The organism is Bacteroides muris (ex Fokt et al. 2023) (assembly GCF_024704895.1).
Classification (GTDB): Bacteria; Bacteroidota; Bacteroidia; order Bacteroidales; family Bacteroidaceae; genus Bacteroides; species Bacteroides muris.
The window spans coordinates 12900-37858 of sequence record NZ_JAMZEE010000028.1 but is presented as its reverse complement, the minus strand read 5'-3'; the positions used below and the strand labels follow the sequence as shown (position 1 = coordinate 37858).

Sequence of the window (24959 nt, the reverse complement as noted above, 5' to 3'; positions counted from 1 at the left end):
ATTGCTTATATTTGCAAGCGCGAATCTTAATGATTTTCTTAAATTATGGATTGGTTATTAGAGACCCTTTGATAGAATCAACATATTATGAAACAATCCCGTTTTTTGCTGATAGGTGCTATTTTCCTTTCCGCTACGTTGAGGGTATATTCGGCTGATAAATCGTTGAAGCCTAATATTGTTTTTATTTTGTGTGATGACATGGGATATGGGGATTTGGGATGTTATGGCCAAAAATATATACAGACTCCCCATTTTAATCGAATGGCACAAGAAGGTATGCGTTTTACTCAAGCTTATGCCGGTAGTCCGGTAAGTGCTGGCTTTGTATGATGTGATGCCTACTTTCTGTGAATTGATTGGTGAGAGAAGGTCTCCCAAAAAATACTTGAATAAGAAGATAAAAGGGGATTGCTTTGATGGCATATCTTTAGCGTCCACTTTGTTGGGAGATGATGCCCGTCAGCAAAAACATGAATTTCTGCATCGGGAATTTCATGAAACCGACCAGATTAGTATGGGTAACTGGAAGCTGATAATAAAAAAGGGAAAAAATATTTGTATAATCTGGCGGAGGATATTTATGAAGACACTGATGTTGCAGCGCAGCATCCTGAGATTCTGCAACAAATGGTGAATATTGTTTTGCGTGAACATACCGACAATGATTTGTTTCCGGCCACATTGCCGCAGTTATGACAACGGATTTTATTATTTAAAACTATTAATATCATGAAAAAAGTATTGAACTTGTTTTTTCTTTTCTTTTTGTGGGGTGCTGTCACTCAGGTGATTCATGCTACCGATTCTATATTTGTTCGTGAAACACGTATTCCGATTCTGATTGAAAGACAAGATAATGTTTTGTTTTATATCCGCTTCAATGCCGGAGAAAATCAGACTTTGGACGATGTGGTTTTAAATTTCGGCAAGGAAGTGAAGCTTTCGGATATTCAGGCAGTGAAACTTTATTATGGAGGTACGGAGGCGTTGCAAGACAGAGGTAAGAAACGTTTTGCTCCTGTAGAGTATATCTCCAGTCATAAACCGGGAGGCACATTGGCGGCCAATCCTTCTTATTCAATCAAGAACTCACAAGTGGAGAATCCGGAAAATGAAGTGTTGTTGAAGAGCGGTCAGAAACTTTTCCCCGGCGTGAATTTCTTCTGGGTTAGTTTGCAAATGAATCCTGGTACACCGTTGGATACAAAAGTGACTGCCGAACTGACATCTGTTACATTGGACGGGAAAGAGGTTCCTATCAAGATGGTTTCTCCCGATGGTATCGAGCACCGTATGGGAGTAGGAGTGCGCCATGCTGGAGATGACAACTCGGCGGCATTTCGCATTCCGGGGCTGGTGACAACTAATAAAGGTACTTTGCTGGGTGTCTATGATGTGCGTTATAACAGCAGCGTCGATTTGCAGGAGCATGTAGATATAGGACTCAGCCGCAGTACGGATGGTGGAAAGACTTGGGAAAAGATGCGTTTGCCTTTGGCTTTTGGTGAAACAGGAGGACTGCCTGCTGCACAGAATGGTGTTGGAGACCCCTCTATTCTGGTAGACACCAAGACCAATACGATATGGATTGTGGCTGCCTGGACACATGGCATGGGCAATCAACGTGCATGGTGGAGTTCGCATCCGGGAATGGATATGAACCACACGGCACAGTTAGTAATGAGTAAAAGTACGGATGACGGAAAGACTTGGTCTGAACCCATTAATGTGACAGAGCAAGTTAAAGATGCATCTTGGTATTTCTTGCTGCAAGGTCCGGGACGTGGCATTACCATGAGCGACGGTACATTGGTATTTCCTATTCAGTATATCGGTGCAGACCGTATTCCCAATGCAGGTATCATGTATAGCAAAGACGGTGGAAAGACTTGGAAAATACATAACCATGCACGTACCAATACCACTGAAGCACAGGTGGCTGAAGTAGAACCGGGGGTATTGATGCTGAATATGCGTGACAATAGGGGGGGGAGTCGTGCCGTATATACGACAACTGACCTGGGAGAAACATGGAAAGAGCATGAATCATCTCGTACGGCCTTGAAGGAGCCTGTGTGTATGGCCAGCTTGATTAGTGTGAAAGCCAAGGATAATGTCTTGAAAAAAGATATTCTTATATTCTCGAATCCTAATTCGACTCAGAATCGTAACAACATTACTATTAAGGTGAGTCTTGATGGCGGACAGACATGGTTGCCCGAACATCAGGTGTTGCTGGATGAAGGTCATGGATGGGGGTATTCTTGTCTGAGTATGGTGGATAAGGAAACCGTAGGAATCTTATATGAGAGTAGTGTGGCACATATGACCTTCCAGACAGTGAAGCTGAAGGAACTGGTTAAGTAAACCTGCCTATTCTTGTTGTTGGAAAAATCTTTCTGCTCCGGTTTCCTAATCAGAGTGGAAAGATTTTTATTATTTGTAAAAAAAAGAAATTGATGAAGAAGTTTTGGATATTATGCCTTGTATTGGCAGGATGCATTGCCCCCGAAGTAAAAGAGGAACTTGTTTGGACAGTTAGGCAGATGCAAGGTGCTCCTGCAGGGGAGATGGGGATTGAATTAGGCGTTTCAGCCTGTTATGCTGGTACCTATAATGGTTGGCTGCTGATGGCAGGAGGTTGTAATTTTCCGGAAATACCGGCCTCGGCAGGTGGAAAGAAAAGGTTCTATCAAGGAATTTATGTGGCAGATGGGTCGGCCGATTCGCTGCTTGTTTGGAAAAAGGTGGGAGAATTGCCGGTGGAGGCTGCATATGGTGTGTCTGTCTCTACCCCTCAGGGAGTGATTTGTGCGGGTGGAACGAATCAGAACGGTGCGTTGTCTTCCGTGTTTCGCATTTCCTTGGATAAGGACGCTACAACGGCTATGGTCGATACCTTGCCTTCCTTGCCTTGTACGATAGACAATATGGGAGGGGCAGTATTGGAACATTATCTTTTTATTGTAGGAGGAAATGTCAATGGAGCACCTTCCAATGCATTGTATTGTTTGGATTTGGACAACCCGGATGCGGAATGGACGCGATTGCCCGACTTCCCGGGTGCTCCCCGTACCCAGTCGGTGTGTGTGGCGCAACGTAAGGGAAAGGATTATCGCTTGTATTTATGGGGTGGATTTGCCGGTGCGGGCGAAGGACGTCCGGCCTCTCTTTCGTTAGATGGTTATTCTTATCATCCGTGGGAACGAACATGGACTCAGGTGGCTGTTCCTATGGGGAAAGATTCCGTGGAAATTTCGTTGGGCGGTGGTGTCGGCATAGCCTGTGGAGACAGTCTGGTGCTCTGTACCGGCGGAGTCAATAAAGATATTTTTCTAGCTGCCCTGAAACGGGAAGAAAAGATGAAGCGGGCGTTGGCCGAGGGGGACAATCGGGCGGTGGATAGCTTGAAATCTGTGGCAAAAGCCTATATGACTATGTTGCCCGAATTTTATCGTTTTAATGACAAAATATTAATATACAATACGGTAGAAGATTGCTGGAAAGAAGTTGTGTGCTCTTCGCAGACGGCCCGTGCCGGTGCCGCATTAGTGGGAAATGGTAATGTGTTTTTCAATATAAATGGAGAACTGAAACCGGGTATCCGTACTCCGGAAATAGTGAAGATAGAATCCGGAGCCAAGTCGTATCTTGCAGGACAGCTTGTAGGACGGTTTTAAACAATAAGAAGAATTCATAAAAAATGCCATCGGATAAAAAAGAATTGTTATCTTTGCCGCATTCTATTTTGTACGAAATTACTAACTAACAGAAATGAAGAAACTTACTTTATTCTTTTTTGCCTTACTTGCAGTTTGTTTAGCCTTTCAGGCATGCGATAATTCTAAGACTTATGCTGAAATGCTTGAGGAAGAAAAAGATGCCATCAAAGCATTTATTAAAGACAGTAGCATTGTCGTTATTTCTCAAAGTGAGTTCTATGCGCAAGATTCGACCACGGATGTAAGCAGGAATGAGTATGTGCAGCTGGCAAGCGGAGTGTATATGCAGATTGTGGATAAAGGTTCGACGAATCCTGCGGATACAATAAAACCGAATGATTTGGTTTTGGTGCGTTATGAAGAGCTGAATTTGCAGTCTGGATATTTAATGTCTAATCTGGATATACCGATACCGGATTATTTGGATGAATTCAAATATACAGTTACCTCGTCATCTATTGCCGGAATTTTCATAAAGGGTTCTATGCGTCTTGCCTATGGTACGTCTGTGCCTGCTGGCTGGCTGGTGGCTTTGAAGTACGTTCGTGATAGGGCGCATGTGAAATTAATCGTTCCTTCTAAAATGGGGCAACAACAAGCTATGGAGAGGGTTTATCCTTGTTACTATGATATTCATAAATTCCAAATTTGGAACTAACCTATAAATTTAAAATCATTAACCTATGACTCTAATCAAATCTATTTCCGGAATCCGCGGAACCATTGGCGGTGGTGCCGGCGAGGGATTGAATCCGCTCGACATTGTGAAGTTCACTTCAGCTTATGCTACCCTGATTCGTAAGACGTGTACTGTAAAAAGTAACAAAATTGTAGTAGGGCGTGATGCCCGCATCTCCGGTGAGATGGTCAAGAACGTAGTAGTCGGTACCTTGATGGGTATGGGCTGGGATGTAGTGGACATTGACTTGGCTTCTACTCCGACTACTGAGCTGGCTGTAACCATGGAAGGTGCCAGTGGAGGTATTATCCTGACTGCCTCACACAATCCCAAGCAGTGGAATGCGTTGAAACTGCTGAATGAAAAGGGCGAATTTCTGAACGCTGCCGAAGGCCAGGAAGTACTCCGCATTGCCGCCGCCGAAGAATTCGACTATGCCGAAGTGGACCAACTTGGCTCGTACCGTCAGGATTTAAGCTACAACCAGAAACACATCGACAGCGTATTGGCGCTTGACCTCGTAGATGTGGAAGCTATCCGAAAGGCAAACTTCCGTGTAGCCATTGATTGTGTAAATTCTGTAGGTGGTATTATTTTGCCGCAACTACTTGAACAACTTGGCGTTCAGCACGTAGAGAAGCTCTATTGCGAACCGACCGGTAACTTCCAGCATAATCCCGAGCCTTTGGAAAAGAACTTGGGTGACATTATGAACCTGATGAAAGGGGGGAAGGCAGACGTTGCATTTGTTGTAGACCCTGACGTAGACCGCCTGGCAATGATTTGCGAAGACGGCAAGATGTACGGTGAAGAATATACGCTGGTTACGGTTGCCGACTACGTATTGAAACATACTCCGGGCAATACAGTATCCAATTTGAGCTCGACCCGTGCCTTGCGCGATGTAACCCGCAAGTATGGACAGGAATATTACGCTTCCGCCGTAGGTGAAGTGAATGTGACTACCAAGATGAAGGAGGTAGGTGCCGTTATCGGTGGTGAAGGAAACGGTGGGGTAATCTATCCGGCCAGCCACTATGGGCGTGATGCCTTGGTAGGTATTGCCTTGTTCTTGAGCCATCTGGCACACGAAGGTAAGAAGGTGAGTGAACTCCGTGCATCCTATCCTGCATACTTCATGGCAAAGAATCGTGTAGACTTGACTCCTGAAACAGATGTAGATGCTATTCTTGCTAAGGTGAAGGAGCTGTATAAGAATGAAGAAATCAATGATATAGACGGTGTGAAGATTGACTTCCCCGACAAATGGGTTCATCTGCGCAAGAGTAATACGGAACCTATTATCCGTGTCTATAGTGAAGCAGCCACACCGGAAGCTGCCGAGGAAATCGGCCAGCAGATTATGAAGGTGATTGAAGAACTGGCAAAATAAGGCTGATTGTAATGCTGCTATATGTCCCACTTTTCTTTTGGAGAGTGGGACTTTTTTTTGAAGGAGTATTTATTGCTGCTACAATTCGATAACTTTCTCTATCTCTTCTTCAAAGTTTGGAGTAAAGACTTCCTTTCCTATGCTTTCTTTTATTTGATCAATGCCCCAGAAACGTCCTCCGTCCAGTTCGTTGCTGGGCTGTATTTCACCGTCGTAGACCGTTTTGTACACGAAGACCAGTTCCTTTTCGCGGGCAGATTCGAAGACGTAACGTATGATAGTTTCGGGAACAAAGTCGGTAATGCCGAGCTCTTCGCGTACTTCGCGTTTCAGCGCCATCTCTACATTTTCACCTAAATCGACGTGTCCGCCTACTGAGGTATCTCCCGGTTGTATGTCTTTCCATTCGGGACGTTTCTGCAGATACAGCTCACCTTTGGAATTGAATACATGAAGATGGATTACCGGATGCAGCAGTTTGCTGCCGTTATGGCATTCGCCACGGGTGGCAGCGCCTATGATGTTGCCTTGTTCGTCGACAAGGGGGAACATTTCTTGGTTGTTATCGTAGTTCATTGTGCTTAAGGTATTAATAAAGATGAATCTCCATAGCTCAGGAAACGGAAATCATTTGCCAGTGCATAATTATAAATCTTTTGCCAGTCACCGTGTACGAAAGCTGATACGAGCAGCAGCAAGGTGCTTTGCGGTTGGTGGAAATTAGTTACCATAGCCTTCACGATTTTGTATTCATATCCCGGAGCGATGATGATTTGAGTACTGGTATGCAGAGTCTCCATGCTATGTCTGTCCAGATAGGCGACAATGGCTTGCAGGCTTTCCACTGCAGAGGTGGCGGCAGTCTCGCCAGATATTTCATAAGGTTGCCATTGGCGGACGTGCAAGTCTTCCTCTGTGGCTTCGGGATTATTCAGTAAAGTGACTCCAATGTGATAAAGACTTTCCAATGTGCGCACTGAAGTTGTCCCTACAGCCACTGCCTTGCCGTCGTGCGCTATGAGTTTTTCCAATGTGTTGCGCGAGACGGAGATGTATTCCGTATGCATTTCGTGCCCTTCTATTTCTTCGCTTTTCACCGGTTTGAAGGTGCCTGCTCCCACATGGAGTGTCAATTCTTCCAGTTCCACCCCTTTATTGCGCAATGCGTCCAATATGCGTGGGGTGAAATGCAGTCCTGCTGTAGGAGCAGCCACCGAACCTTTGATTTTGGAGTAGACAGTCTGGTAAGTCTCTTTGTCACTTTCTTGGGTCTCCCGGTTCAAGTAGGGAGGGATGGGCAATTCACCGAAGACTTCGAGAATGTCGGCAAAAGTCACTTCCGGATTGTTCCAGCGGAAGTTTACCCAATGGCTGGTTCCGTGACATTCACCCCGTTCGGCGGTCAGGGTGAGTGGTTTGCCTTTCACGGTCATTTCACGTCTCAGCGTGCCTTCCTTCCACTTTTTCAGGTTGCCGACCATGCAGAGCCAGGCAACATGTTCGGTTTGCTGGAAGTTTAGGACATAGTCGTTCGGCTGTATGGGTTCCAGGCAGAATACTTCAATCAGTGCCCCCGTTTCTTTCCGGAAATGCAAACGTGCTTGGATGACTTTGGTATTGTTGAATATCATCAGGCTTCCCGATGGCAGATACTCCGGCAGTGAAGTGAATCTGTCTTCTGAAACTTCTCCGTGGCGATACAATAACAGTTTGGACTGGTCACGTACGGACAATGGGAACTTTGCAATGCGTTCGTCCGGCAACGGGTAGTTGAATTCGCTGATTCTGATATGTCTGGGGTCTTCTTTCATGATGGCTTTCTCTTTATTATATCGGCTGCAAAGGTACGGATATTTGGGAAGATTTGAAGAATAAGGGAAATAATTCCTAACTTTGCAGGAAGAAATGAGACCGGACCTTTATGTTCGTGGTTTTGCCAACGGGATGGCACGACTTTGCCATCGTGGTGGCACGACTTTGCCATCCCATTGGCAAAACTTTGCCACCATGATGGCAAAAAAACAGGAAAAGACAAACTAAAAGATAAGTTATTATGAAGATAGGAGATAAAGTACGTTTCCTCAGCGAAGTTGGGGGCGGTGTTGTGACAGGATTTCAAGGGAAAAACATCGTGTTGGTGGAAGATGCCGACGGTTTTGACATACCGATGCCCATAAACGAATGTGTGGTGATAGAGACCGATGATTATAATATCCCCACTCCGGCAGCTAGGAAGAAGCGGGAAGAAGAGCAGCAATTGCGTACGGCCGCCGCTACGGCAAGGGCGTCTGCTATGGATTCTCAGGTTTCAGAGCCTCAATCGGTCCGTTTGGAGAAACCGCAGATATCCGTTTATCGTCAGCCCGAGATGAAAGGCGGGGATATCCTGAATGTTTTTCTGGCTTTTGTTCCGGAGGATATCAAGGCTGTCAGCACTACACCTTTCGAGGCATATTTGGTGAACGACAGTAATTATTATATGTATTACACCTATTTGAGCGCTGAAGGAAAGTCCTGGACAGCCCGTTCGCATGGTTTGATAGAGCCGAATACGAAACTTCTGCTGGAGGAGTTCGAAAAGTCCGAGTTGAACGACCGTGAACGTGTGATGGTGCAACTGGTGGCATTCAAAGATAACCGTGCGTTTACAATGAAACCGGCTGTCAGTGTGGAAGTCCGCATAGATATGGTAAAGTTCTATAAACTGCATACATTCCAGCAGACGGATTTCTTTGAAACTCCGGCATTGATGTATGATATTGTCCGGAATGACCAGCCTGCCAAGCAGGTGTATGTTTCGGCAGAGGAGCTGAAGGAGGCTTTGATACAGAAAAAAACGGCAGATACTCCGTCCAGACCGCAGACGGTCGTCAAGCGTGGTGGCAAGAATGGGATTGTCGAGATTGACCTGCATATCGGCGAGTTGCTGGATGACACCTGCGGCATGAGCAACAGCGAAATATTGAATTACCAGCTGGATAAGTTTCGTGAAGTGATGGAGCAGTACAAGAAAAAGCGCGAACAACGCATCGTCTTTATTCACGGCAAGGGAGATGGAGTGCTGCGTAAAGCCTTGCTGGACGAGCTGAAACGTAAATATCCTGACTGCCGCCATCAGGATGCTTCGTTCCAGGAGTACGGATTCGGGGCGACGATGGTGACGGTTAAATAAAATCAAGTATTTGAATAGTGAATAGGGCAGTTCAAACATTGGAATGCCCTATTCATTATTTATAGTCTGACATTGACTCTTGTATTTTTCCTTATGTGTATTTCTTGAGTGGAAAGATTGGACTGCATCATTTCTTTTAGAAAATCTCTGTAGTCTTCTTCTATACGGCATGCAGCGTACTTGCGCTCTTCAGAAAATCCTCCTCTTCCCAGTTGTTTGAGTAGCTCATATCTATCTGCTATGATTTGTCTACTGTCTAACATAGAACTTGTAAATTATGTAAAAGAACTGTTTTCTTTTGGAAACAGCCTTTCTTTGATTGAGTATATTCGCAATTCTTTACCCCAAAAAGTGATTAATAAAATATATGAATAAGAAAATGAGAAAAAGCTTGAAATGTACTAAAATCTTGTTTTAGTGGCTTATGTAGCTAAATATTGTACTATAATGTGATTTTTTTTGTTTTGTTTTAATAAAGCGGTAACGTATGCTCTTTTGTGGTTGATAAATACGCCTTATGCTTGACGGTATTTCGCAAAAATATTTTAAGTTTGCAGCAGTATTGAACAGATAATCTAATTACGAAAAACATGAGAAAGGGGTTGAATAGGCAAATCCGGTTTTACATTTGCTTGGTGATAGGGCTTATGGTCTTAGGGGCGTGTGTGCCTGAGGATATAGAGACGATATGTACTGAAATGAAAGCCTTTGAGAGATTTTCTCGTATAAATGGAGATTCTTTGGCTATTGTGCCTCGAAAGATTAGAACAGAGGCCTTGCGAAGGATGGAACAGGCAAAGGACAGTCTGGCCAAGTACAATTATCTGGCAATGGTAATGAAGACCTATCTGGTCACTACACAGCTTGACTCGGCGCAGATGATGATTCGGCGGCTAAGCAGTTTTATTGAAGGGCAGGAAGAGGTTCCCGGGATGGCAGATTTGGAATCCGAATGTTTCAATATGAAAGGAAATGTCTTTGCACGTATGGGAAAGATGGATTCTGCCGAATTTTGTTTCCGGAGGTCTTATGAGCGGCGGATGAAGGGAACTAAAGTTGAAGTAATACCGGATATCTTGATGAATCTTGCCGATGCGAGTAACCGTTTGGGGAAGTTGAATGTAGGGGCTGCCTGGTATAGGAAGGCCTTGTTGATGTGCGACTCTTTACATTTGTCTTCTTCCAAGAAGCCTCCCATTTATTATGGTCTGGCGCAAGTATACGTCACCATGCGTGATTTTGACCTGTGTGATTACTATTATAATCTTGCGGGAGAAAGCTATGACAGTATGTTGCCTTACGAGAAGTATATTTATTTGAATAATAGAGGGACTTCTTACTATTATAGGGAAGATTACCGGACAGCGATAGAATATTTCCGGAAAGTTGTCGGTCTGGTCGAAGGATATTCTGACATGAACTTTGAGCTCAATTTGGGGCGGATGAATTTGGGCGACTGTTATCTTCAGTTGCATGAAGCTGATTCTGCTGTTAAATATATAAATGGATGTCAGCCTTTTTTTGAAAAAATGGATGTGAAGGCTGCGCTATATTATATTGATACACAACGTATAAAACTGGCGTTGATGCAAGAAGACTTTCAAGAGGCGCGTCGTTTGTTGTCCCGGAGCATGGTTCCTGTGGGCATTGATCCTGACATGGTGCATATTCGTAATAAATACCTTCAGCAGTTTTACGAGGAAACCGGCAATTATAAGAGTGCTTACTACTATTTGCGAAGAAATAATCAACTTGATGATTCTATCAGAAACGAGCGTGTCCGGATGCATACGGCAGACCTGACTTTGCGTTATCAGCAAGATTCTACCTTGATGGCACATCGGGTTTTGCTTCAGGAGCAGAAGAACGAAATGTTGGTGCTAAGGTGGACACAAGTTGCTGTATTTGCCATAGCCGTTATAGCTATATTGACAGCTTTTTTTCTTTATCTGTACAGTAAAAAGAAACGTGCTTTGTTGCTTGCACGGAATCATCGCACAGTCTCTACACTTCGTCTGGAGAATATTCGTAACCGTTTGTCCCCTCATTTCATCTTCAATGTTTTGAACCGGGAGATGACAGGACGAAGTGTGGAAGAAAGACAGGGGCTTTCGTCTTTGGTAAAATTGATGCGTCGGAATCTGGAATTGGCAGAACAACTGTGCGTAACCTTGGCAGAGGAAGTGGATTTTGTGAAGACATATATTGACCTGGAGCGTTGTTCCTTAGGTCCGTATTTCCATTCAGAACTGAAGATAGAAAAAGATGTGTATCCGGAACAAATAAGGATTCTGTCTATGATGATTCAAATTCCGGTTGAAAATGCAGTGAAGCATGCGCTGCGCGAGAAGGAAGGAGAACGCAATCTTTGGGTTGCGGTTTGTCGGCAAGGAAACGGTGTTTGCATAAAGATAACGGATAATGGTGGCGGTTATCGTCCGGACAGCCGGTATCGGGGTACGGGCACGGGAATGAAAGTAATTATGCAGACTATTCAGATTCTCAACAATAAGAACAAAGAAGCCATTGATGTTTCAGTGTATAATGTCTCTTTGCAGAGTGGTGAGATGGGATGTGAGGTGGCTTTCTGGTTGCCTGACAACTATGATTATAGAATTTAAAAGAACCGTTTAATCTTGTTTTTTGCACGGATAGTCATGTTCTCAGACAAATAGTTCGTAAATGGCTTTCTGTTACTTTGTATGGGAGCAGGATTATGTTTATATTCGCCAGAGGAAAAACATAAAAAGAACATGGATAAATATAAGGTTGTGATAGTTGATGACGATGAGGCGGCTCTTGAGAATCTGAGTTTTGAATTGAGAAAGGATGTACGTTTCTCTTTGAAAGGAACCGCCCGTAATGGCAAACAGGGGAAAAAGCTCATTGCCAAGGTACAACCGGATTTATTGTTCTTGGATGTGGAACTGCCGGATGTGACTGGAATGAAATTGTTGCAGGAAATACGTGGCAGTGTTTCATGGAATATGCGGATTGTTTTCTATACAGCTTATGATAAGTATATGATTCAGGCTGTTCGAGAGGCTGCGTTCGATTATCTGCTGAAACCTTTTGAAGAGCGGGAATTGCGGGATATCCTTATACGTTTTGTAGAGCAGGCAGAAGCAGGACAGAGAATGCCATATCCCATTGGTGTGCCACTACATACCGGACAGACATTTATCGTATTTACGCCAACCAATGATATGCGTGCGTTGCGTCCGGTCGAAATCGGTTTTTTTCGCTATTGCTCCGAGCGTAAACAGTGGGAAGTGATACTGAGCAACGAGCCGCCGCTGGTATTGCGTCGCGGGATGACTGCCGAGCAGATTACTCAATATTCGTCCAGTTTTGTGCAGATACATCAATCGTATATTATCAATATTGATTATCTGATGATTATAAAGGATAGCAAATGTATGCTTTATCCACCGTTCGACAAAGTGACGGAACTGCTGGTTTCCAGAAAGTATAAGAAAGAACTGCAAGACAGATTCTGCTTGTAGGACTGAAGAGATAAGAATTATCTGGTTAGGGAGTTGGCGCTGCCGGTTTTGGCAGCGTTGACCAAAAGAAAAGGCATTGAACCTCTAAAGTCCAATGCCTTTTTATTTATCAATAAATACTGTTTCCGTATTTATCAGAAGCGAAGCTTATTTCACTTCGATACCTTTGTTCAGCAGCGTGACGTTTAATACTCTGGCATAATCAGCATATTGCTTCTCATTCAAAGTCTTTTTCATCAACTTCAGATTACCATAAACTGCATTACGGAGTAGCTTCTCTTGATTCTTCTTGGAATTTGTAGCGTGTTCCATCTGTTCTGTAAAATATTCGCAGATGTTTGCCACTTCTTCATGCTGGTTGGAATCCAGATTCAAATACTTGCTCAACTTTGTTATGTTGATGTTACCTTCCCATTTTGCAGTTGTAGGTTGGTTTCCTGCTGCAAATGTTGTGGCAGTCAGGCAGACTGCTGCCACTAATGTTAATCCTAAACGTTTCATAATACCTACTTTTTAATTGTTATTCCTAAAAACTAATCTTAATCTAATACCTATTGAAAACTCTCTAAGCGCTTAGCTTTTTCTTTTTACCTATGCAAATGTAGGCGTATGTTTTATAACACAAAAATGAATAAGGGAAAAAGTGTAGTTTATATCTTCATTTCTTGACTTAAATCAATTTTATAGTGTGAAAATGCTTTGTTTGGATGCTTTTTGTAATACGAATGTAATGTAGGTTAAATGAAATTCAGTTTATTATAATGGATAAAAGGGGTTTTATTAGTCAAAATGTTATCGCCAATCAGTTTCGGGCAAATCTATTACTACTCTGCTTTCCGAGCAGACTCCCACAAAACCTAATCCGCCTATGACGTTGCAAGGCAGACTGACAGGTTCCATTAAAGCATCGTCGTAATCCCCATCATCCAGGCAGTTTAAGGCTTTCAGATAGCGGTATTCGGCTTCAGTGATGCTAAGCAGTCGCACGGTGATGGTTTGTTTGCGGGATATATGGTCGTAGTAGTGTCCCTCTATAGGATAATAATCGTGATAGAGAGGGGTGTATACTTTCAATGTGGCATAAGAGTTACGGAAAGTGTTATCATTGAATATATTGTATTTGTTATTTATGGTGGGAAACAATTCATTTTCTTCATCATCATAGTTGCCGGGATGGCCGTCAGTCAGTATAACATCTTCCCGGTTAATGATCTCGTTCTGCCGGGGAGCGAGGATGGTAGTGTCTCTGGGTATGGAGGCCCAATACCAAGAGCCGTCCTCGTCTTCCACTTTGATGAGGCTGCCGTTTTCATCTTCCAGGTATTCTTTCCATTTGCAATAGTAACTACGGTCATTCCAAATGTCCAGCCGGTAGTAGTTCTTCTCGTTGGGGCGGTCTTGCAACGTAATTTTGTATTGGCGGTAAAGGTTTTGTCCGCTGTACTCGCGCAGGTAGGCCAGGCAAGTGTCCACGTGCAGGCTCTCTATCGGCTGTGGCACGGTGACTTCGGCACTGGCATGGTATTTCCCGTTTTCGGCAGTGGCTTCCAGACGTATGTTGTCGCCGGGATGCAGTGTGCTGGTCAGACGATATTTCTTGAAACGTATACTTTTCAGTAATGATTCATAAATGTCCTTATCAAGTTCTCCTTCCAGATGCCCATACATTTCTTCCGGAGAAACCGCTTTCGGAGTTTCTGCTATTTTGCCATTGATGTAGAGGGAAAGAGTTGCTTCGTTCAAATGTTCAATACTATAGCCCTCGCCTAAATGGAGATAGACTTCATTAACGTCTTTTCCTGCATCCAGTTGGGCATTCATGATGAGTAGCGGTTGTTGGTTGTCTGGATTGTAAGGAATTTCATTTTCACATGATGCCAACAAGACAATAGCTACTATATATAATAGGTGTAATTTCATTTTTGTTTTCATATGCCGGATTTGTTTTTAAAATCTATAAGTATAGGTAACAGAAGGAATACAAGGCAGTATTGTTATTTTCTTGATGACAGTTTGAGCTTTCTTCTGCCCGGTATTTCCATGATAAATACTTTCGTAGAAATCATTGTAGTATACGTTGTATCCATTATTTTTGTATTTGCTGTAAACGATGTTCGGGTTCATGGCATTGTATGCATTGTAGATACTGATATTCCAGGTACGTATGCCATGTTTGGTTTTCTTGTTGAAGTTGACACCTAGGTTCAAACGATGGCTGGCGGGCAGGCGATAGTTGTTGCGTCCGGAGATGTAGCCGGTCTCTTCGATAACTCCATCGGGGCTGACGATAATAGTAGCCCTCTCGGGGATAGTGATACATCCACCGGTATTGAATATCCAGGAAGCTCCTGCATCAATGCGGTCACTGAACTTATGGCTGAAGTTGAGGCTGATGCTGTGGCGGCGGTCATATTTGTAGGGGAACCATCGGCCTTGGTTGATGGTACCGTTCTTAAAGCGGTGATCGGTTTTGGATAGGGTATATGCCAGCCAGCCGGTGGTCTTGCCCAATGTTTTCTGTGCCATCAGTTCCAGACCGAAGGAACGGCCTTCGCCCATTTCTACCTTTTCTTCCCAGTTGGTAGAGGTGCCGAAGAAGGATACACCGTCCTGATATTCAAGTATGTTTTTCATCTGTTTATAATATCCCTCGACGGAGAACTCCCAACCCGGCAGTCCGGAATAGTAGCCTCCTATGGAGTACTGGTTGGCATACATCGGACTGATATCTTTGGTAATGGGTACCCAGAGGTCGGTAGGCATGGACAGCGGAGTAGAGGACAGCAGATGCACATACTGTGCCATGCACGTATAGGATGCTTTGGCAGAATATCCTTGTCCGAGGTCATAGCGGGCGGAAAGGCGGGGCTGCAGCGAATGGTAGCTTTTCCCTTGCGTGTGGAACAGCGATGTGCGTACACCTGCATTCAGACTGAGCCTGGCGTTTACATTGAAATTGTCTTCGGCGTAAAAGGAGATTTCTTGTCCGCGCATGGCATGGCTGTTGCTGGTATTGTAAACCGTATCTTCCTGGAGGGCGCCATTATCTATATCTTGTATTTTCGAGGTAGCTATTCCCGGACGGAACGTATGGTGGATGTACTCTGCACCGAACTTGATGTGGTGCTGCGGCATGGGGGTGTAGTCAAAGTCCATACGAGCACTCCAGTCACGGATACCGGAGTTGAACTTGGAGGAGTAATAGTATCTGTCCTGTATTTTATTGGCGACAGTATAGGCATCTTCCATGTTTTCGTCCAGCCCCATCTCATATTTGTTGTATGAGACGGTGGTGTTGCAAAACAGCTTGCTGTTCAATACATAGTTCCAGCGGCTGTAGGCGATGGTGTTTCCCCAATTCAGATGGCTGTTGTCCTTGGAATAATTCTTGATGCTGTTGTTGTAATTGTCACCGTGGTAGTAACTGTCATAATGATAGTGGTCCTTCCCCTTGTAGAAACTGAGGAAGATGCGGCTACGGTCGCTGAGCTTATGGTTGACCTTTGCATTGACGTCGTAAAAATAGTAGTTGTATTTGTCGGAATAGGTGTCGTCTTTGTCTACAATGAGATTTTTGAAGAATAGGGTGGGGATGGCTCGTGCGCTGAAACTGAAGGAGGTCCGTTCTTTCCAGATAGGGCCTTCGATATGCAGTTTGTCCGTCAGCAGGCCTATGCTGAATGCGCCGTGGTATTTATGCATGTCCCCGTCGTTGGTCCGTACATCTACTATAGACGAAAGACGCCCGCCGTAGCGGGCAGGAAAAGAACTTTTGAAGAGTGTGGTGTTCTTTACCGCTTCGGGCGTAAAGATGGAGAATACTCCCAGCAGGTGGTCTGCGTTGTAAACTGGAATTCCGTCCAGCATAACCAGGTTCTGGTCGGGACCTCCCCCTCGCACATACATGCCTGCAAAACCTTCCATACCAGCTTGCACACCCGGCATCAGCTGAATGGTCTTCAGCAGGTCGGCTTCTCCCAATATGGACGGGGTATGCCTGATTTGTGTCATCGGTATCTCATGCGCTCCCATGGCTGTGCTTTCTATGCCGGCCTCCCGCTTGTCCGAGAGCACCACGACCTCTGCCAGCTGGTTATTGCTGTCCAGCCTGACGTTGAGCAAGGTGTCTTTCGTCAGTTCGAACCGGCTATGCCGGCTTTCGTAGCCCAGGTAGGAGAAAACCAGTTCCGTTTCCCCTTCCGGCAGGGTGAGGGAATAGAAACCGAAAGGATTGGTGGCAGTACCTGTGGAACGACGACTCTCAAGGATATTGGCACCAATCAGCGTCTCGGAAGACGCTCCGTCGGTCACGTATCCGCTGATGGTGAACTTACGGCTAACGGGTTTCTGCGGCACGGGCCGCTTATGGAGTAGAATGTGCTTTCCGGATATTTCGAACGTGATGGGTTCGTTTTCAAAGGCACGTTGCAATATCTCACTGATGTTCTTTTGTTTCATCTCCAGTGTGATGCGGTGCGTGAGCTTTACTTCTTCCCCATAGATGAAGGAGAATCCGGTTGCATTTTCCAGTTGCTTCACGAAACTCTCTAAAGTTGCGTTACGGATATTCAGGTTTATACGTGTTTCCTTGTTTTGTGCCTGTGCATGGAGTGAGACGCTTAAAAGAACCACACACATCAGAAGTACGGTTCTGATGCGGTGGTGCGAACAGATAGTAGAGCTGGTCATTGTCAGTTAAGTTTAGTAGTAAGGATAATAGTGTTGTTTTCTTTTTTATAGGTAAAGTTGCCGGCGTCCTTCAGTAGGTCGAGGATTTCTGTAAGACTCTCCCCTTCGCGGAAGGTAGCTGTCATATGATAGTTCTTCAGGCTGTCTCCTTCGATACGTATATCGGTACGGAACGTTTCGGAAAGTTGACGGACGATTTCCTGCAAGGGTTGCTGATCGAATGTCAGTACGCTATGGATTACTTGGGTTTCCTCGGTAGTATGTATGGCTTCTGTGGGAATGAGTTCCCGTTGCGGTGCTACGTATAAGAACTGATAGGCTGCCCAGCTCGTTACACAGAGCAGGACTACGGCTGCGGCACTGGCTGTACGCATCCAGAACCGCTTCATGCTGCGGCGCTTTAGCAAACGGCTTTCCAGCAGCCTCCAGCTGTTCTCTGCCGTAAAGCGTCCTCGTGGGGAACGGGTAGAAGCAACCAGTCTGTTCAGTACCTTGTCGAAATTTTCGTTATTCACTTTCATTTTTGGCAATTTATTAAGAGCCTATGACTCCTTTTCTGCATGTAAAGACAGCTGCTTTTCAGAAATTCCCTATGCCTATATCCTGAAATAATGTTAATCTAAAGCTCTTTGTCCGTGAAAGTCCGTCCTGCCTACGTGTGACTTGCTTGTTTCTCTGTTTCAATCAATAGGGAAAGTCTGTATGAGATGTGCATCTTATACATACATGCACGGCTCCTTGCCGGGAAGATGAAGCAGAGTTCACTCCGTCAGCAATGCTTCCTTGAGTCTTGTGAGTGCTTTTTGCAGTTGCGCGTCTACTGTCTTTGTGCTGATGTTCAGGTCTTCCGCCACTTGTGCATAACTTTGTTTCTCTTCGCGCAGGCGGATGAATACTTCACGGCAACGCTCCGGCAGGCGGTCGAGCGCCTTGACATATCGGGCAAACAGTTCTTCGCTGATAAGAGTGTCTTCGGGGGAATCGGCTTGGCCGGAAAGTTCGGGAAGCTGTTCGGACGAAAGTGTAGGGTGCCGGTTCTCTTTTTCCAGGTAATTGAGGGAGGCATTTTTGGTAAGGATAAAGCAGTAATCCTCTATGTTGTTCACTTCCGGCAGCCGGGCGCGTTGTTCCCAAAGCTTCATGAAGACGTCGAGCACAATTTCTTGCGCCCATTCTTCGTGCTTCACGAAATAGCAGGCAATACGGAACAAGCGGTCGTAGCACAGATTGTAGAAACTGTGAAAAGCCCGTTCCGAGTCTTCTTCCTTCATTTGGCGCAAGTAGCGTCTGACTTCTTGTTCGGTCATGCAGTCTCCCGGTTTTGCTGTTAATCAATGAACATCAGGTCGCTTATTATGCCGTCCGAAACAAAGATACCTTCCCGGGTCAGGCGCAGGCGGTCTGCCTGCATCTCCAGTTTGTGGCTTTGGAGGTAGGGGGCTGCCATTTTCGTGCAATATTGGCACAACTCTGTGCCGAAGGCTTCTTCCGTATATGCCAGAGAGACTCCCCACATGGTACGCAGGGAAGTCATGATGTATTCATTGTAACGGGTCACTTTATCCAGAATTTCTGTTTCGGAGGAACGGTGTCCCTCTTCAATGGACTTTATGTATCCTTCCAGAGAAGCTGTGTTCCATTCCCTTGTCTCCGCATTGAAGGAGTGGGCTGAAGGGCCGCAGCCCAAATACGGAATGCCTTTCCAGTAAGCAGTGTTGTGGCGTGAGTACATGCCGGGCTTGCAGAAGTTGGATATTTCGTAATGCTCATACCCCGCGGCTCCCAGGGTGTCCATGAGCACCGAGAAGAAGCGCACGCTACTCTCTTCATCTACTTCGCTGATAAGATGGCTCTGCAGCATTTCGTAAATGCGGGTGCCTTTTTCGTAAGTCAGATGATAAGCGGAGATATGCTCCACATCAAGGCCGACGGCTTGTTGCAGGTCGCGTTCCCACCGTTGGTCTGTTTCATCCGGTAGTCCATAGATGAGGTCGACGCTGATGTTCCGGAAACCTGCCTGGCGGAGGCTGTGTACGGCTGCGATGGCTTGCGCGGCATTGTGCCGGCGGTTCAGCAGTTTCAGGGTGGGGTCGTCGAATGTCTGTATCCCCATGCTTATGCGGTTGAAGGGGAGGGCGCGAAGCATGGACACATATTCTTCCGTCAGGTCGTCGGGATTGGCCTCGAGGGTAATTTCTTCGGCATGTTCTGTTCCATACACCTCTTTGATAGTCCGGAATATCTGCTCGAAATCTTCGTGAGCGAGCTGAGAGGGAGTGCCGCCGCCAAAGTAGATGGTCTCTATCGGTTCTCCCTTCAGATAACCCTTGCGAGTTTTCAGTTCAGTGCACAAGGCACGGATGTACTGCTGCTTCAATTCGCTGCGAGTGGTGGAATAAAAATCGCAATAGATACAGCGTGTCTTGCAAAAAGGTATATGAATATAGATGCCTGCCATGGTATGCTTATGGATATTTGTTGCAAAAATAGTCTTTTTGGCCAGAATAATACTCTTATTTCCGTGACATTTAATGCAATATTAGGAATAATCAGAGTCTTGGCGGATATTTTTGGCTCAGTTTGTAATCCGGAAAAATGGAACATCTTTTGAGTCGTATGGAAATTCATTATTCCGAATAAACTCCTTTTCTTTGTTGTCTGAAAAAGAAATAGGTGTCTATCAAAATAATGAGCAATATGTTTGAAGGACTTGACTTTTGGTTTGAACAGATTATAGCTTATTGCATTGCCCTCGTACTGGTGCAGTTCATGAAGAAACAAATATAGCGGCAAATACTTTATTCACTTCCGTCGTAGCACGGTTTAATCTTAGGTTTTTTCTTGTGATTTCTGAGCTTTTTGGGGTACTAATGACCGATATTTACCCCTTTTTGAAACAATAGTGCCCCCGAAATTACCGGGAATGGGGTAATTTTGCAGTATTGAAAACCAAACTTAAATAATATCATGAGAAAAAGTAACTGCTTATGGCTGCTGCTAGTGGCAGTTTTATTGCTGCCCGCTCAGGAAATGGCTGCCAAGAAGAAAAAAGAGAAGGAAGTGACAGACCGCGAACTCTGGGCCGGGGTGTTGTATCGAATGGCCGCTCCGGTGCTGAGTAATATGAGTGAGGGGAAGCTCCAGGAAAATATGCAGGTGGAACTTAGCCCCACTTGGGATGGACGCGACAAACGGGTGACCTATATGGAATGTTTCGGCCGTCTGATGGCAGGGGTGACGCCTTGGCTCTCTTTGCCGGATGATGACACTGCCGAAGGCAAGCAGCGCAAGCAGCTTCGCGAGTGGGCATTGAAAAGTTATGCTCAGGCAGTAGATCCGGAAAGCCGGGATTACCTGCTTTGGCGGAAAGAGGGACAGCCGCTGGTCGATGCCGCTTATGTTGCTGAAAGCTTCCTGCGAGGATACGATGCTTTGTGGGTGCCTCTGGATAGTTTGACTAAACGGCGTTACATTGAAGAGTTCACCCAGTTGCGCCGTGTGGACCCTCCTTATACCAACTGGCTGCTGTTCTCGTCTACGGTAGAATGTTTCCTGCGCAAGGCTGGTGCCAAGAGTGATGCTTACCGTATTGTCTCCGCTCTGCGCAAGGTGGAAGAGTGGTATGTAGGTGACGGCTTCTATAGCGACGGACCGGGATTTGCCTTTGACTATTACAACAGCTTCGTACTCCATCCCATGTATGTGGAGTGTCTGGAAGTCTTTACGAACAGTGGAAAAAATAAGATATGGAATGCGCCGGATTGCAATTTCCAGCGTGCCCAGAAGCGCATGCAGCGTTTCGGCATGATTCTGGAACGTTTCATCTCTCCCGAGGGGGCCTTCCCCGTATTCGGGCGTTCCATTACCTACCGCACCGGTACCCTCCAACCATTGGCTTTGTTGGCATGGCGTGGATGGTTGCCCAAGGAATTGTCGAACGGACAGGTACGTGCTGCCATGACGGCTGTTATCAACCGTATGTTCGGTGACAACCGGAACTTTAACGGGAAAGGTTTTCTGACGTTGGGATTCAACGGTTCCCAGCCTCATATCTCCGACTGGTATACCAATAACGGCAGTCTCTACATGGCCTCTCTGGCATTCTTGCCTCTGGGCTTGCCCGCCAATCATCCGTTCTGGACAGATGCTCCGCAGGCATGGACCTCGAAAAAGGCGTGGGGTGGTGAAGAGTTTCCCAAAGACCATGCTTATTATGAGTAAGACTGATTCATTTCTCGAGCGTACCACTCCGTTTTCCCTGAAAGGTGGAGGCGCGAAGATGATTCCGATGGCCCGTCCGCGCATCGTAGTGGATGGCGGAGAGCTGGTTGTAAAGTTTGCGTCGCAACCGGTCTATGTATTGGAAGTGATAAGATAAAAGAGCAGTATTAGTATATGAAAACGACATTCTTGTTTTTATTGGGTTCGGCTTTCTGCTGGGGACTGTCTTCATGCACCGCTCAGCAGCCGAAACCGGAAGAAGTGATTGAGGTTATCAATCGGGTGAACAACTATTGGCAGGAGACCCATCCGCAACATGGGCGCTCTTTTTGGGACAATGCCGCCTATCATACGGGAAACATGGAGGTGTTCTTCCTGACCGGCAATCCGTTATATCTGGAGAAACTGCATGAATACTGGGCTTATGCCAACAGCATCATGTACGATACGGAGGAAGGCCTATACTATCGCGACGGCAAATATGTTTATCCAAAACACAAAAGTGTGAATGGTAAGAAAGACTTCTGGGCGCGTGGCGACGGTTGGGTGCTGGCTGCCTTGGCAAAGGTGCTGAAAGACTTGCCCGAAACAGACCAATACCGCCGGGAGTACATCGACCGCTTCCGGACGATGGCCAAATCTGTGGCTGCGTGTCAGCAGCCGGAAGGCTACTGGACACGCAGTATGCTCGACCCTAAGCATGCTCCCGGTCCTGAAACCAGCGGTACTGCTTTCTTTACTTATGGTCTGTTGTGGGGGATGAACAACGGATTGCTGGACAAGGCTGCTTATCAACCCGTAGTGATGAAGGCGTGGAATTATCTGACTACTATAGCCTTGCAGCCCGATGGCCGCATAGGGTATGTATAAAAGGTTTAATATAAAAAGATTATGATTGTACGGATGAAAAACACTTTCCGGATGCTTTTGATGGCAATGTTATTGTCGTGGTTTGCACTTCCGGGATATTCCTGGCAAAAATCCTTTCCCGAAAAAGATTATGTAGCTTATTTGTTCACTTATTTCACTGGGAATAGTGGCGATGAAGAAGCTGTTCGCTATGCTGTAAGCATGGACGGTTATACCTACTGGGCATTGAATGATAATGAACCGGTAATCGACTCGAAAGTCATCAGCTCCACCGGAGGAGTCCGCGACCCCCATATCCTTCGTTGCGAGGACGGCAAGACTTTCTATATGGTAGTGACAGATATGGTTTCAGCCAATGGATGGAGTTCCAACCGTGCCATGGTTTTGCTGAAATCTACCGACTTGGTCAACTGGTCACACTCCATTATCAATATACAGAAGCGCTATTCGGGTCAGGAGGATTTGAAGCGCGTATGGGCTCCGCAGACTATCTACGATCCGGAGGCGGGAAAATACATGGTGTATTGGTCTATGCTGCATGGCGATGGAGCCGATGTCATATATTATGCTTATGCCAATGCAGAGTTTACAGATTTGGAGGGAGAGCCCAAGCCACTGTTTCTGCCGGAGAATGGGAAATCGTGCATCGATGGAGACATTGTCTATAAGGATGGTGTTTTCCACCTTTTCTATAAGACGGAAGGACATGGAAATGGTATAAAGGTGGCCACCACCCGTTCCCTGACTTCCGGAGAATGGACGGAAGAGCCCGATTACAAGCAACAGACCAAGGAAGCCGTAGAGGGTGCGGGTACTTTCAAGCTGATAGGGCAGGATAAGTATATCCTGATGTACGACGTCTATATGAAAGGAAGCTATCAGTTTACGGAAACCACTGACTTGAAGAATTTTAAGGTGATAGACAGCGAGGTGAAGATGAACTTTCATCCCCGTCATGGGACTATTGTCCCCATTACCCGCCATGAGCTGTTGCGCATTACCGATGAATGGGGTAAGCCGGCAGAGCTGGGCGCATTGCCCAACAATCCCGTATTGCCGGGTTTCCATGCCGACCCGGAAATTCTTTATTCCCATCAGACCCAAAAGTATTACATCTATTCTACTACGGACGGACAGCCGGGGTGGGGAGGCTGGTACTTCACCGTATTCTCCTCTACGGATTTGAAGACCTGGCAGGATGAAGGTGTCATGCTGGACCTGAAGTCGGAGCAAGTACCCTGGGCGGATGGCAATGCTTGGGCGCCTTGCATTGAAGAGAAAAAAGTGGACGGCAAGTATAAATACTTCTTCTATTACAGTGGAAACCCCAAGAATGGCGGCGGCAAGCAGATAGGAGTGGCTACGAGTGATTCTCCTGCCGGCCCTTTCATTGATTTGGGACGCCCTGTCGTTACTGCCTCACCCGTCGGTGGCGGGCAGCAGATTGATGTGGATGTGTTTACCGACCCGGTTTCGGGCAAATCCTATCTTTACTGGGGCAACGGCTACATGGCAGGTGCCGAGCTGAACCACGCTATACCACCACCCATGATTACAAGCCGGGCCGTGGCACTTGGAGCTGGATTCTCTGGCAGGACGGCAGCATCAACTACGACGACCAGGTGCGCTATGTTGACTTGGCGGCCGCCATGGGATACGAATATGTATTGATTGACAATTGGTGGGACAACAACATCGGTCGCGACCGCATGGAACAGTTTATCAAGTATGCCCGCAGCAAGGGTGTGGAGGTATTCTTGTGGTATAGCTCCAGTGGTTACTGGAACGATATAGAGCAGAGTCCCGTCAACCGGATGGATAACTCCATTGCCCGCAAGCAAGAGATGCGCTGGTTGCAAAGCCGGGGCGTGAAGGGTATCAAGGTAGACTTTTTCGGTGGTGACAAGCAGGAGACCCTGCGTTTGTATGAAGAGATTCTGAGCGATGCCGACGACCACGGTCTGATGGTTATCTTCCACGGCTGCACCTTGCCCCGCGGCTGGGAACGGATGTATCCCAATTACGTAGGCAGCGAGGCGGTGCTGGCTTCCGAGAATCTGGTTTTCGACCAGCACTTCTGTGATAACGAGGCGTTCAATGCCACGCTGCATCCTTTCATCCGCAATGCTGTGGGATGCATGGAGTTTGGCGGTGTGTTCCTGAACAAGCGCCTGAACCGTGCCAACGATGGCGGAACTATTCGTCGAACTACAGACATCTTCCAGTTGGCAACGGCAGTACTTTTCCAAAATCCCATTCAGAACTTTGCTTTGGCGCCCAATAACCTGACGGATGTTCCGCAAATCTGCCTCGACTTTATGAAACAAGTGCCCACTACTTGGGACGAGACCCGTTTCATTGACGGCTATCCGGGGAGATATATTGTTCTTGCCCGTCGTCATGGCAACACGTGGTACATAACCGCTGTCAATGCAACGGCGGAACCTCTGAAACTGGAGCTTGACCTTCCTATGCTGGCAGGACAAGAGGTGTCTCTGTATAGTGATGACAGGAAGATGCAGCCTCAATTGAAGCTACACAAGATAAAGGCTGATGGCTCTCTGCAACTCACGGTCCGGCCGCAGGGAGGGGCGGTAATCGTGAAATAAAGAAGGCATGGAGCACCCCTTGTTTTGTAAAGATATATCATAACGGATTGCTCCTTTTGTAAATATCTGATTATCAGAGGAGATGTAATTGGCCT

19 protein-coding genes and 4 pseudogenes are annotated in these 24959 nt (G+C 46.1%); 15 read left to right on the top strand and 8 right to left on the bottom strand.

The window, feature by feature from the left end; genetic code table 11:
- Positions 1-87: 87 nt before the first annotated feature.
- The 6 genes and pseudogenes from M1B78_RS12045 to glmM form a co-directional block, all read left to right on the top strand.
- Positions 88-321: pseudogene (locus M1B78_RS12045) on the top strand (sulfatase-like hydrolase/transferase); the annotation flags it as partial.
- Positions 322-558: 237 nt separating this feature from the next.
- Positions 559-699, top strand: coding sequence for a hypothetical protein (locus tag M1B78_RS12040; RefSeq protein ID WP_257930721.1), 141 nt, complete (start codon positions 559-561; stop codon positions 697-699).
- A 33-nt stretch (positions 700-732) separates the two neighbouring features.
- Positions 733-2370, top strand: a complete 1638-nt coding sequence (locus M1B78_RS12035; protein WP_257940786.1) for a sialidase family protein — start codon at positions 733-735, stop codon at positions 2368-2370.
- Between the two features lie 92 nt (positions 2371-2462).
- Positions 2463-3683: a cyclically-permuted mutarotase family protein gene (locus M1B78_RS12030; protein WP_136009048.1), complete on the top strand. Its 1221-nt coding sequence runs from the start codon at positions 2463-2465 to the stop codon at positions 3681-3683.
- A gap of 94 nt (positions 3684-3777) precedes the next feature.
- Positions 3778-4383, top strand: coding sequence for a DUF4827 domain-containing protein (locus tag M1B78_RS12025; RefSeq protein ID WP_005833312.1), 606 nt, complete (start codon positions 3778-3780; stop codon positions 4381-4383).
- A 25-nt stretch (positions 4384-4408) separates the two neighbouring features.
- Positions 4409-5797 carry a phosphoglucosamine mutase gene (glmM, locus tag M1B78_RS12020; RefSeq protein ID WP_136009046.1) on the top strand — a complete coding sequence of 463 codons (1389 nt, stop codon included), beginning with the start codon at positions 4409-4411 and terminating at the stop codon, positions 5795-5797.
- Positions 5798-5875: 78 nt separating this feature from the next.
- On the opposite strand, the gene M1B78_RS12015 is transcribed toward glmM, so the two are convergent.
- Together M1B78_RS12015 and M1B78_RS12010 are read right to left on the bottom strand one after the other, a co-directional pair.
- Positions 5876-6373, bottom strand: a complete 498-nt coding sequence (locus M1B78_RS12015; RefSeq protein ID WP_257940785.1) for an NUDIX hydrolase — start codon at positions 6371-6373, stop codon at positions 5876-5878.
- Between the two features lie 5 nt (positions 6374-6378).
- Positions 6379-7608: an S-adenosylmethionine:tRNA ribosyltransferase-isomerase gene (locus M1B78_RS12010; protein ID WP_257940784.1), complete on the bottom strand. Its 1230-nt coding sequence runs from the start codon at positions 7606-7608 to the stop codon at positions 6379-6381.
- Between the two features lie 94 nt (positions 7609-7702).
- On the opposite strand from M1B78_RS12010, the gene M1B78_RS12005 reads away from it, so the two are divergent.
- From M1B78_RS12005 to M1B78_RS11990, 4 genes are all read left to right on the top strand, one after another.
- A complete protein-coding gene (locus M1B78_RS12005) occupies positions 7703-7837 on the top strand; it encodes a hypothetical protein (RefSeq protein WP_257940783.1) in 135 nt (44 codons plus the stop codon).
- Positions 7838-7850: 13 nt separating this feature from the next.
- Positions 7851-8969, top strand: coding sequence for a DUF2027 domain-containing protein (locus M1B78_RS12000; protein WP_257940782.1), 1119 nt, complete (start codon positions 7851-7853; stop codon positions 8967-8969).
- 590 nt (positions 8970-9559) lie between these two features.
- The gene (locus M1B78_RS11995) at positions 9560-11590 is read left to right on the top strand and encodes a tetratricopeptide repeat-containing sensor histidine kinase (protein WP_257940781.1); all 2031 of its coding nucleotides are present in this window, start codon (positions 9560-9562) and stop codon (positions 11588-11590) included.
- 132 nt (positions 11591-11722) lie between these two features.
- Positions 11723-12475 carry a LytR/AlgR family response regulator transcription factor gene (locus tag M1B78_RS11990; RefSeq protein WP_176467718.1) on the top strand — a complete coding sequence of 251 codons (753 nt, stop codon included), beginning with the start codon at positions 11723-11725 and terminating at the stop codon, positions 12473-12475.
- Positions 12476-12622: 147 nt separating this feature from the next.
- Here the strand turns inward: M1B78_RS11990 and M1B78_RS11985 are convergent, their stop codons facing one another.
- The 6 genes from M1B78_RS11985 to hemW all read right to left on the bottom strand — a co-directional run bounded on the left by M1B78_RS11985 (position 12623) and on the right by hemW (position 19622).
- Positions 12623-12976, bottom strand: a complete 354-nt coding sequence (locus tag M1B78_RS11985) for a hypothetical protein (RefSeq protein WP_136009039.1) — start codon at positions 12974-12976, stop codon at positions 12623-12625.
- 291 nt (positions 12977-13267) lie between these two features.
- Positions 13268-14407: a DUF4249 domain-containing protein gene (locus M1B78_RS11980; protein ID WP_257940780.1), complete on the bottom strand. Its 1140-nt coding sequence runs from the start codon at positions 14405-14407 to the stop codon at positions 13268-13270.
- A 15-nt stretch (positions 14408-14422) separates the two neighbouring features.
- Positions 14423-17164 carry a TonB-dependent receptor domain-containing protein gene (locus M1B78_RS11975; RefSeq protein WP_257940779.1) on the bottom strand — a complete coding sequence of 914 codons (2742 nt, stop codon included), beginning with the start codon at positions 17162-17164 and terminating at the stop codon, positions 14423-14425.
- 2 nt (positions 17165-17166) lie between these two features.
- Positions 17167-17685 (bottom strand): DUF4974 domain-containing protein, encoded by a 519-nt coding sequence (locus M1B78_RS11970; protein ID WP_257940778.1) that lies wholly within the window; start codon positions 17683-17685, stop codon positions 17167-17169.
- Between the two features lie 240 nt (positions 17686-17925).
- Positions 17926-18471, bottom strand: a complete 546-nt coding sequence (locus tag M1B78_RS11965) for an RNA polymerase sigma-70 factor (RefSeq protein WP_257940777.1) — start codon at positions 18469-18471, stop codon at positions 17926-17928.
- Positions 18472-18491: 20 nt separating this feature from the next.
- Complete coding sequence (gene hemW / locus M1B78_RS11960) at positions 18492-19622, bottom strand: radical SAM family heme chaperone HemW (RefSeq protein WP_257940776.1); 1131 nt, start codon at positions 19620-19622, stop codon at positions 18492-18494.
- 509 nt (positions 19623-20131) lie between these two features.
- On the opposite strand from hemW, the gene M1B78_RS11955 reads away from it, so the two are divergent.
- The 5 genes and pseudogenes from M1B78_RS11955 to M1B78_RS11935 all read left to right on the top strand — a co-directional run.
- Entirely contained in the window at positions 20132-21385 is a 1254-nt protein-coding gene (locus M1B78_RS11955; RefSeq protein WP_257940775.1) for a DUF2264 domain-containing protein, read from the top strand.
- Positions 21378-21542 carry a hypothetical protein gene (locus M1B78_RS11950; RefSeq protein WP_257940794.1) on the top strand — a complete coding sequence of 55 codons (165 nt, stop codon included), beginning with the start codon at positions 21378-21380 and terminating at the stop codon, positions 21540-21542. The genes M1B78_RS11955 and M1B78_RS11950 overlap by 8 nt, the downstream gene beginning before the upstream one ends.
- A gap of 17 nt (positions 21543-21559) precedes the next feature.
- Positions 21560-22252 (top strand): annotated as a pseudogene (locus M1B78_RS11945) (glycoside hydrolase family 88 protein); the annotation flags it as partial.
- A gap of 24 nt (positions 22253-22276) precedes the next feature.
- Positions 22277-23785 (top strand): annotated as a pseudogene (locus M1B78_RS11940) (family 43 glycosylhydrolase); the annotation flags it as partial.
- A pseudogene (locus M1B78_RS11935) lies at positions 23782-24864 on the top strand (glycoside hydrolase family 97 catalytic domain-containing protein); the annotation flags it as partial. The pseudogenes M1B78_RS11940 and M1B78_RS11935, both read left to right, overlap by 4 nt.
- Positions 24865-24959 lie beyond the last annotated feature (95 nt).

What these genes read in the sequence shown, in the direction of transcription:
- M1B78_RS12035 (WP_257940786.1), top strand. Translation starts at nt 733, where the DNA reads ATGAAAAAAGTATTGAACTTGTTTTTTCTTTTCTTTTTGTGGGGTGCT.
- M1B78_RS11985 (WP_136009039.1), bottom strand. Translation starts at nt 12,976, where the DNA reads ATGAAACGTTTAGGATTAACATTAGTGGCAGCAGTCTGCCTGACTGCC.
- M1B78_RS12030 (WP_136009048.1), top strand. Translation starts at nt 2,463, where the DNA reads ATGAAGAAGTTTTGGATATTATGCCTTGTATTGGCAGGATGCATTGCC.
- glmM (WP_136009046.1), top strand. Translation starts at nt 4,409, where the DNA reads ATGACTCTAATCAAATCTATTTCCGGAATCCGCGGAACCATTGGCGGT.
- M1B78_RS11980 (WP_257940780.1), bottom strand. Translation starts at nt 14,407, where the DNA reads ATGAAAACAAAAATGAAATTACACCTATTATATATAGTAGCTATTGTC.
- M1B78_RS11995 (WP_257940781.1), top strand. Translation starts at nt 9,560, where the DNA reads ATGAGAAAGGGGTTGAATAGGCAAATCCGGTTTTACATTTGCTTGGTG.
- M1B78_RS11990 (WP_176467718.1), top strand. Translation starts at nt 11,723, where the DNA reads ATGGATAAATATAAGGTTGTGATAGTTGATGACGATGAGGCGGCTCTT.
- hemW (WP_257940776.1), bottom strand. Translation starts at nt 19,622, where the DNA reads ATGGCAGGCATCTATATTCATATACCTTTTTGCAAGACACGCTGTATC.
- M1B78_RS11965 (WP_257940777.1), bottom strand. Translation starts at nt 18,471, where the DNA reads ATGACCGAACAAGAAGTCAGACGCTACTTGCGCCAAATGAAGGAAGAA.
- M1B78_RS12015 (WP_257940785.1), bottom strand. Translation starts at nt 6,373, where the DNA reads ATGAACTACGATAACAACCAAGAAATGTTCCCCCTTGTCGACGAACAA.
- M1B78_RS11950 (WP_257940794.1), top strand. Translation starts at nt 21,378, where the DNA reads ATGAGTAAGACTGATTCATTTCTCGAGCGTACCACTCCGTTTTCCCTG.
- M1B78_RS11955 (WP_257940775.1), top strand. Translation starts at nt 20,132, where the DNA reads ATGAGAAAAAGTAACTGCTTATGGCTGCTGCTAGTGGCAGTTTTATTG.
- M1B78_RS11970 (WP_257940778.1), bottom strand. Translation starts at nt 17,685, where the DNA reads ATGAAAGTGAATAACGAAAATTTCGACAAGGTACTGAACAGACTGGTT.
- M1B78_RS11975 (WP_257940779.1), bottom strand. Translation starts at nt 17,164, where the DNA reads ATGACCAGCTCTACTATCTGTTCGCACCACCGCATCAGAACCGTACTT.
- M1B78_RS12025 (WP_005833312.1), top strand. Translation starts at nt 3,778, where the DNA reads ATGAAGAAACTTACTTTATTCTTTTTTGCCTTACTTGCAGTTTGTTTA.
- M1B78_RS12005 (WP_257940783.1), top strand. Translation starts at nt 7,703, where the DNA reads ATGAGACCGGACCTTTATGTTCGTGGTTTTGCCAACGGGATGGCACGA.
- M1B78_RS12000 (WP_257940782.1), top strand. Translation starts at nt 7,851, where the DNA reads ATGAAGATAGGAGATAAAGTACGTTTCCTCAGCGAAGTTGGGGGCGGT.
- M1B78_RS12010 (WP_257940784.1), bottom strand. Translation starts at nt 7,608, where the DNA reads ATGAAAGAAGACCCCAGACATATCAGAATCAGCGAATTCAACTACCCG.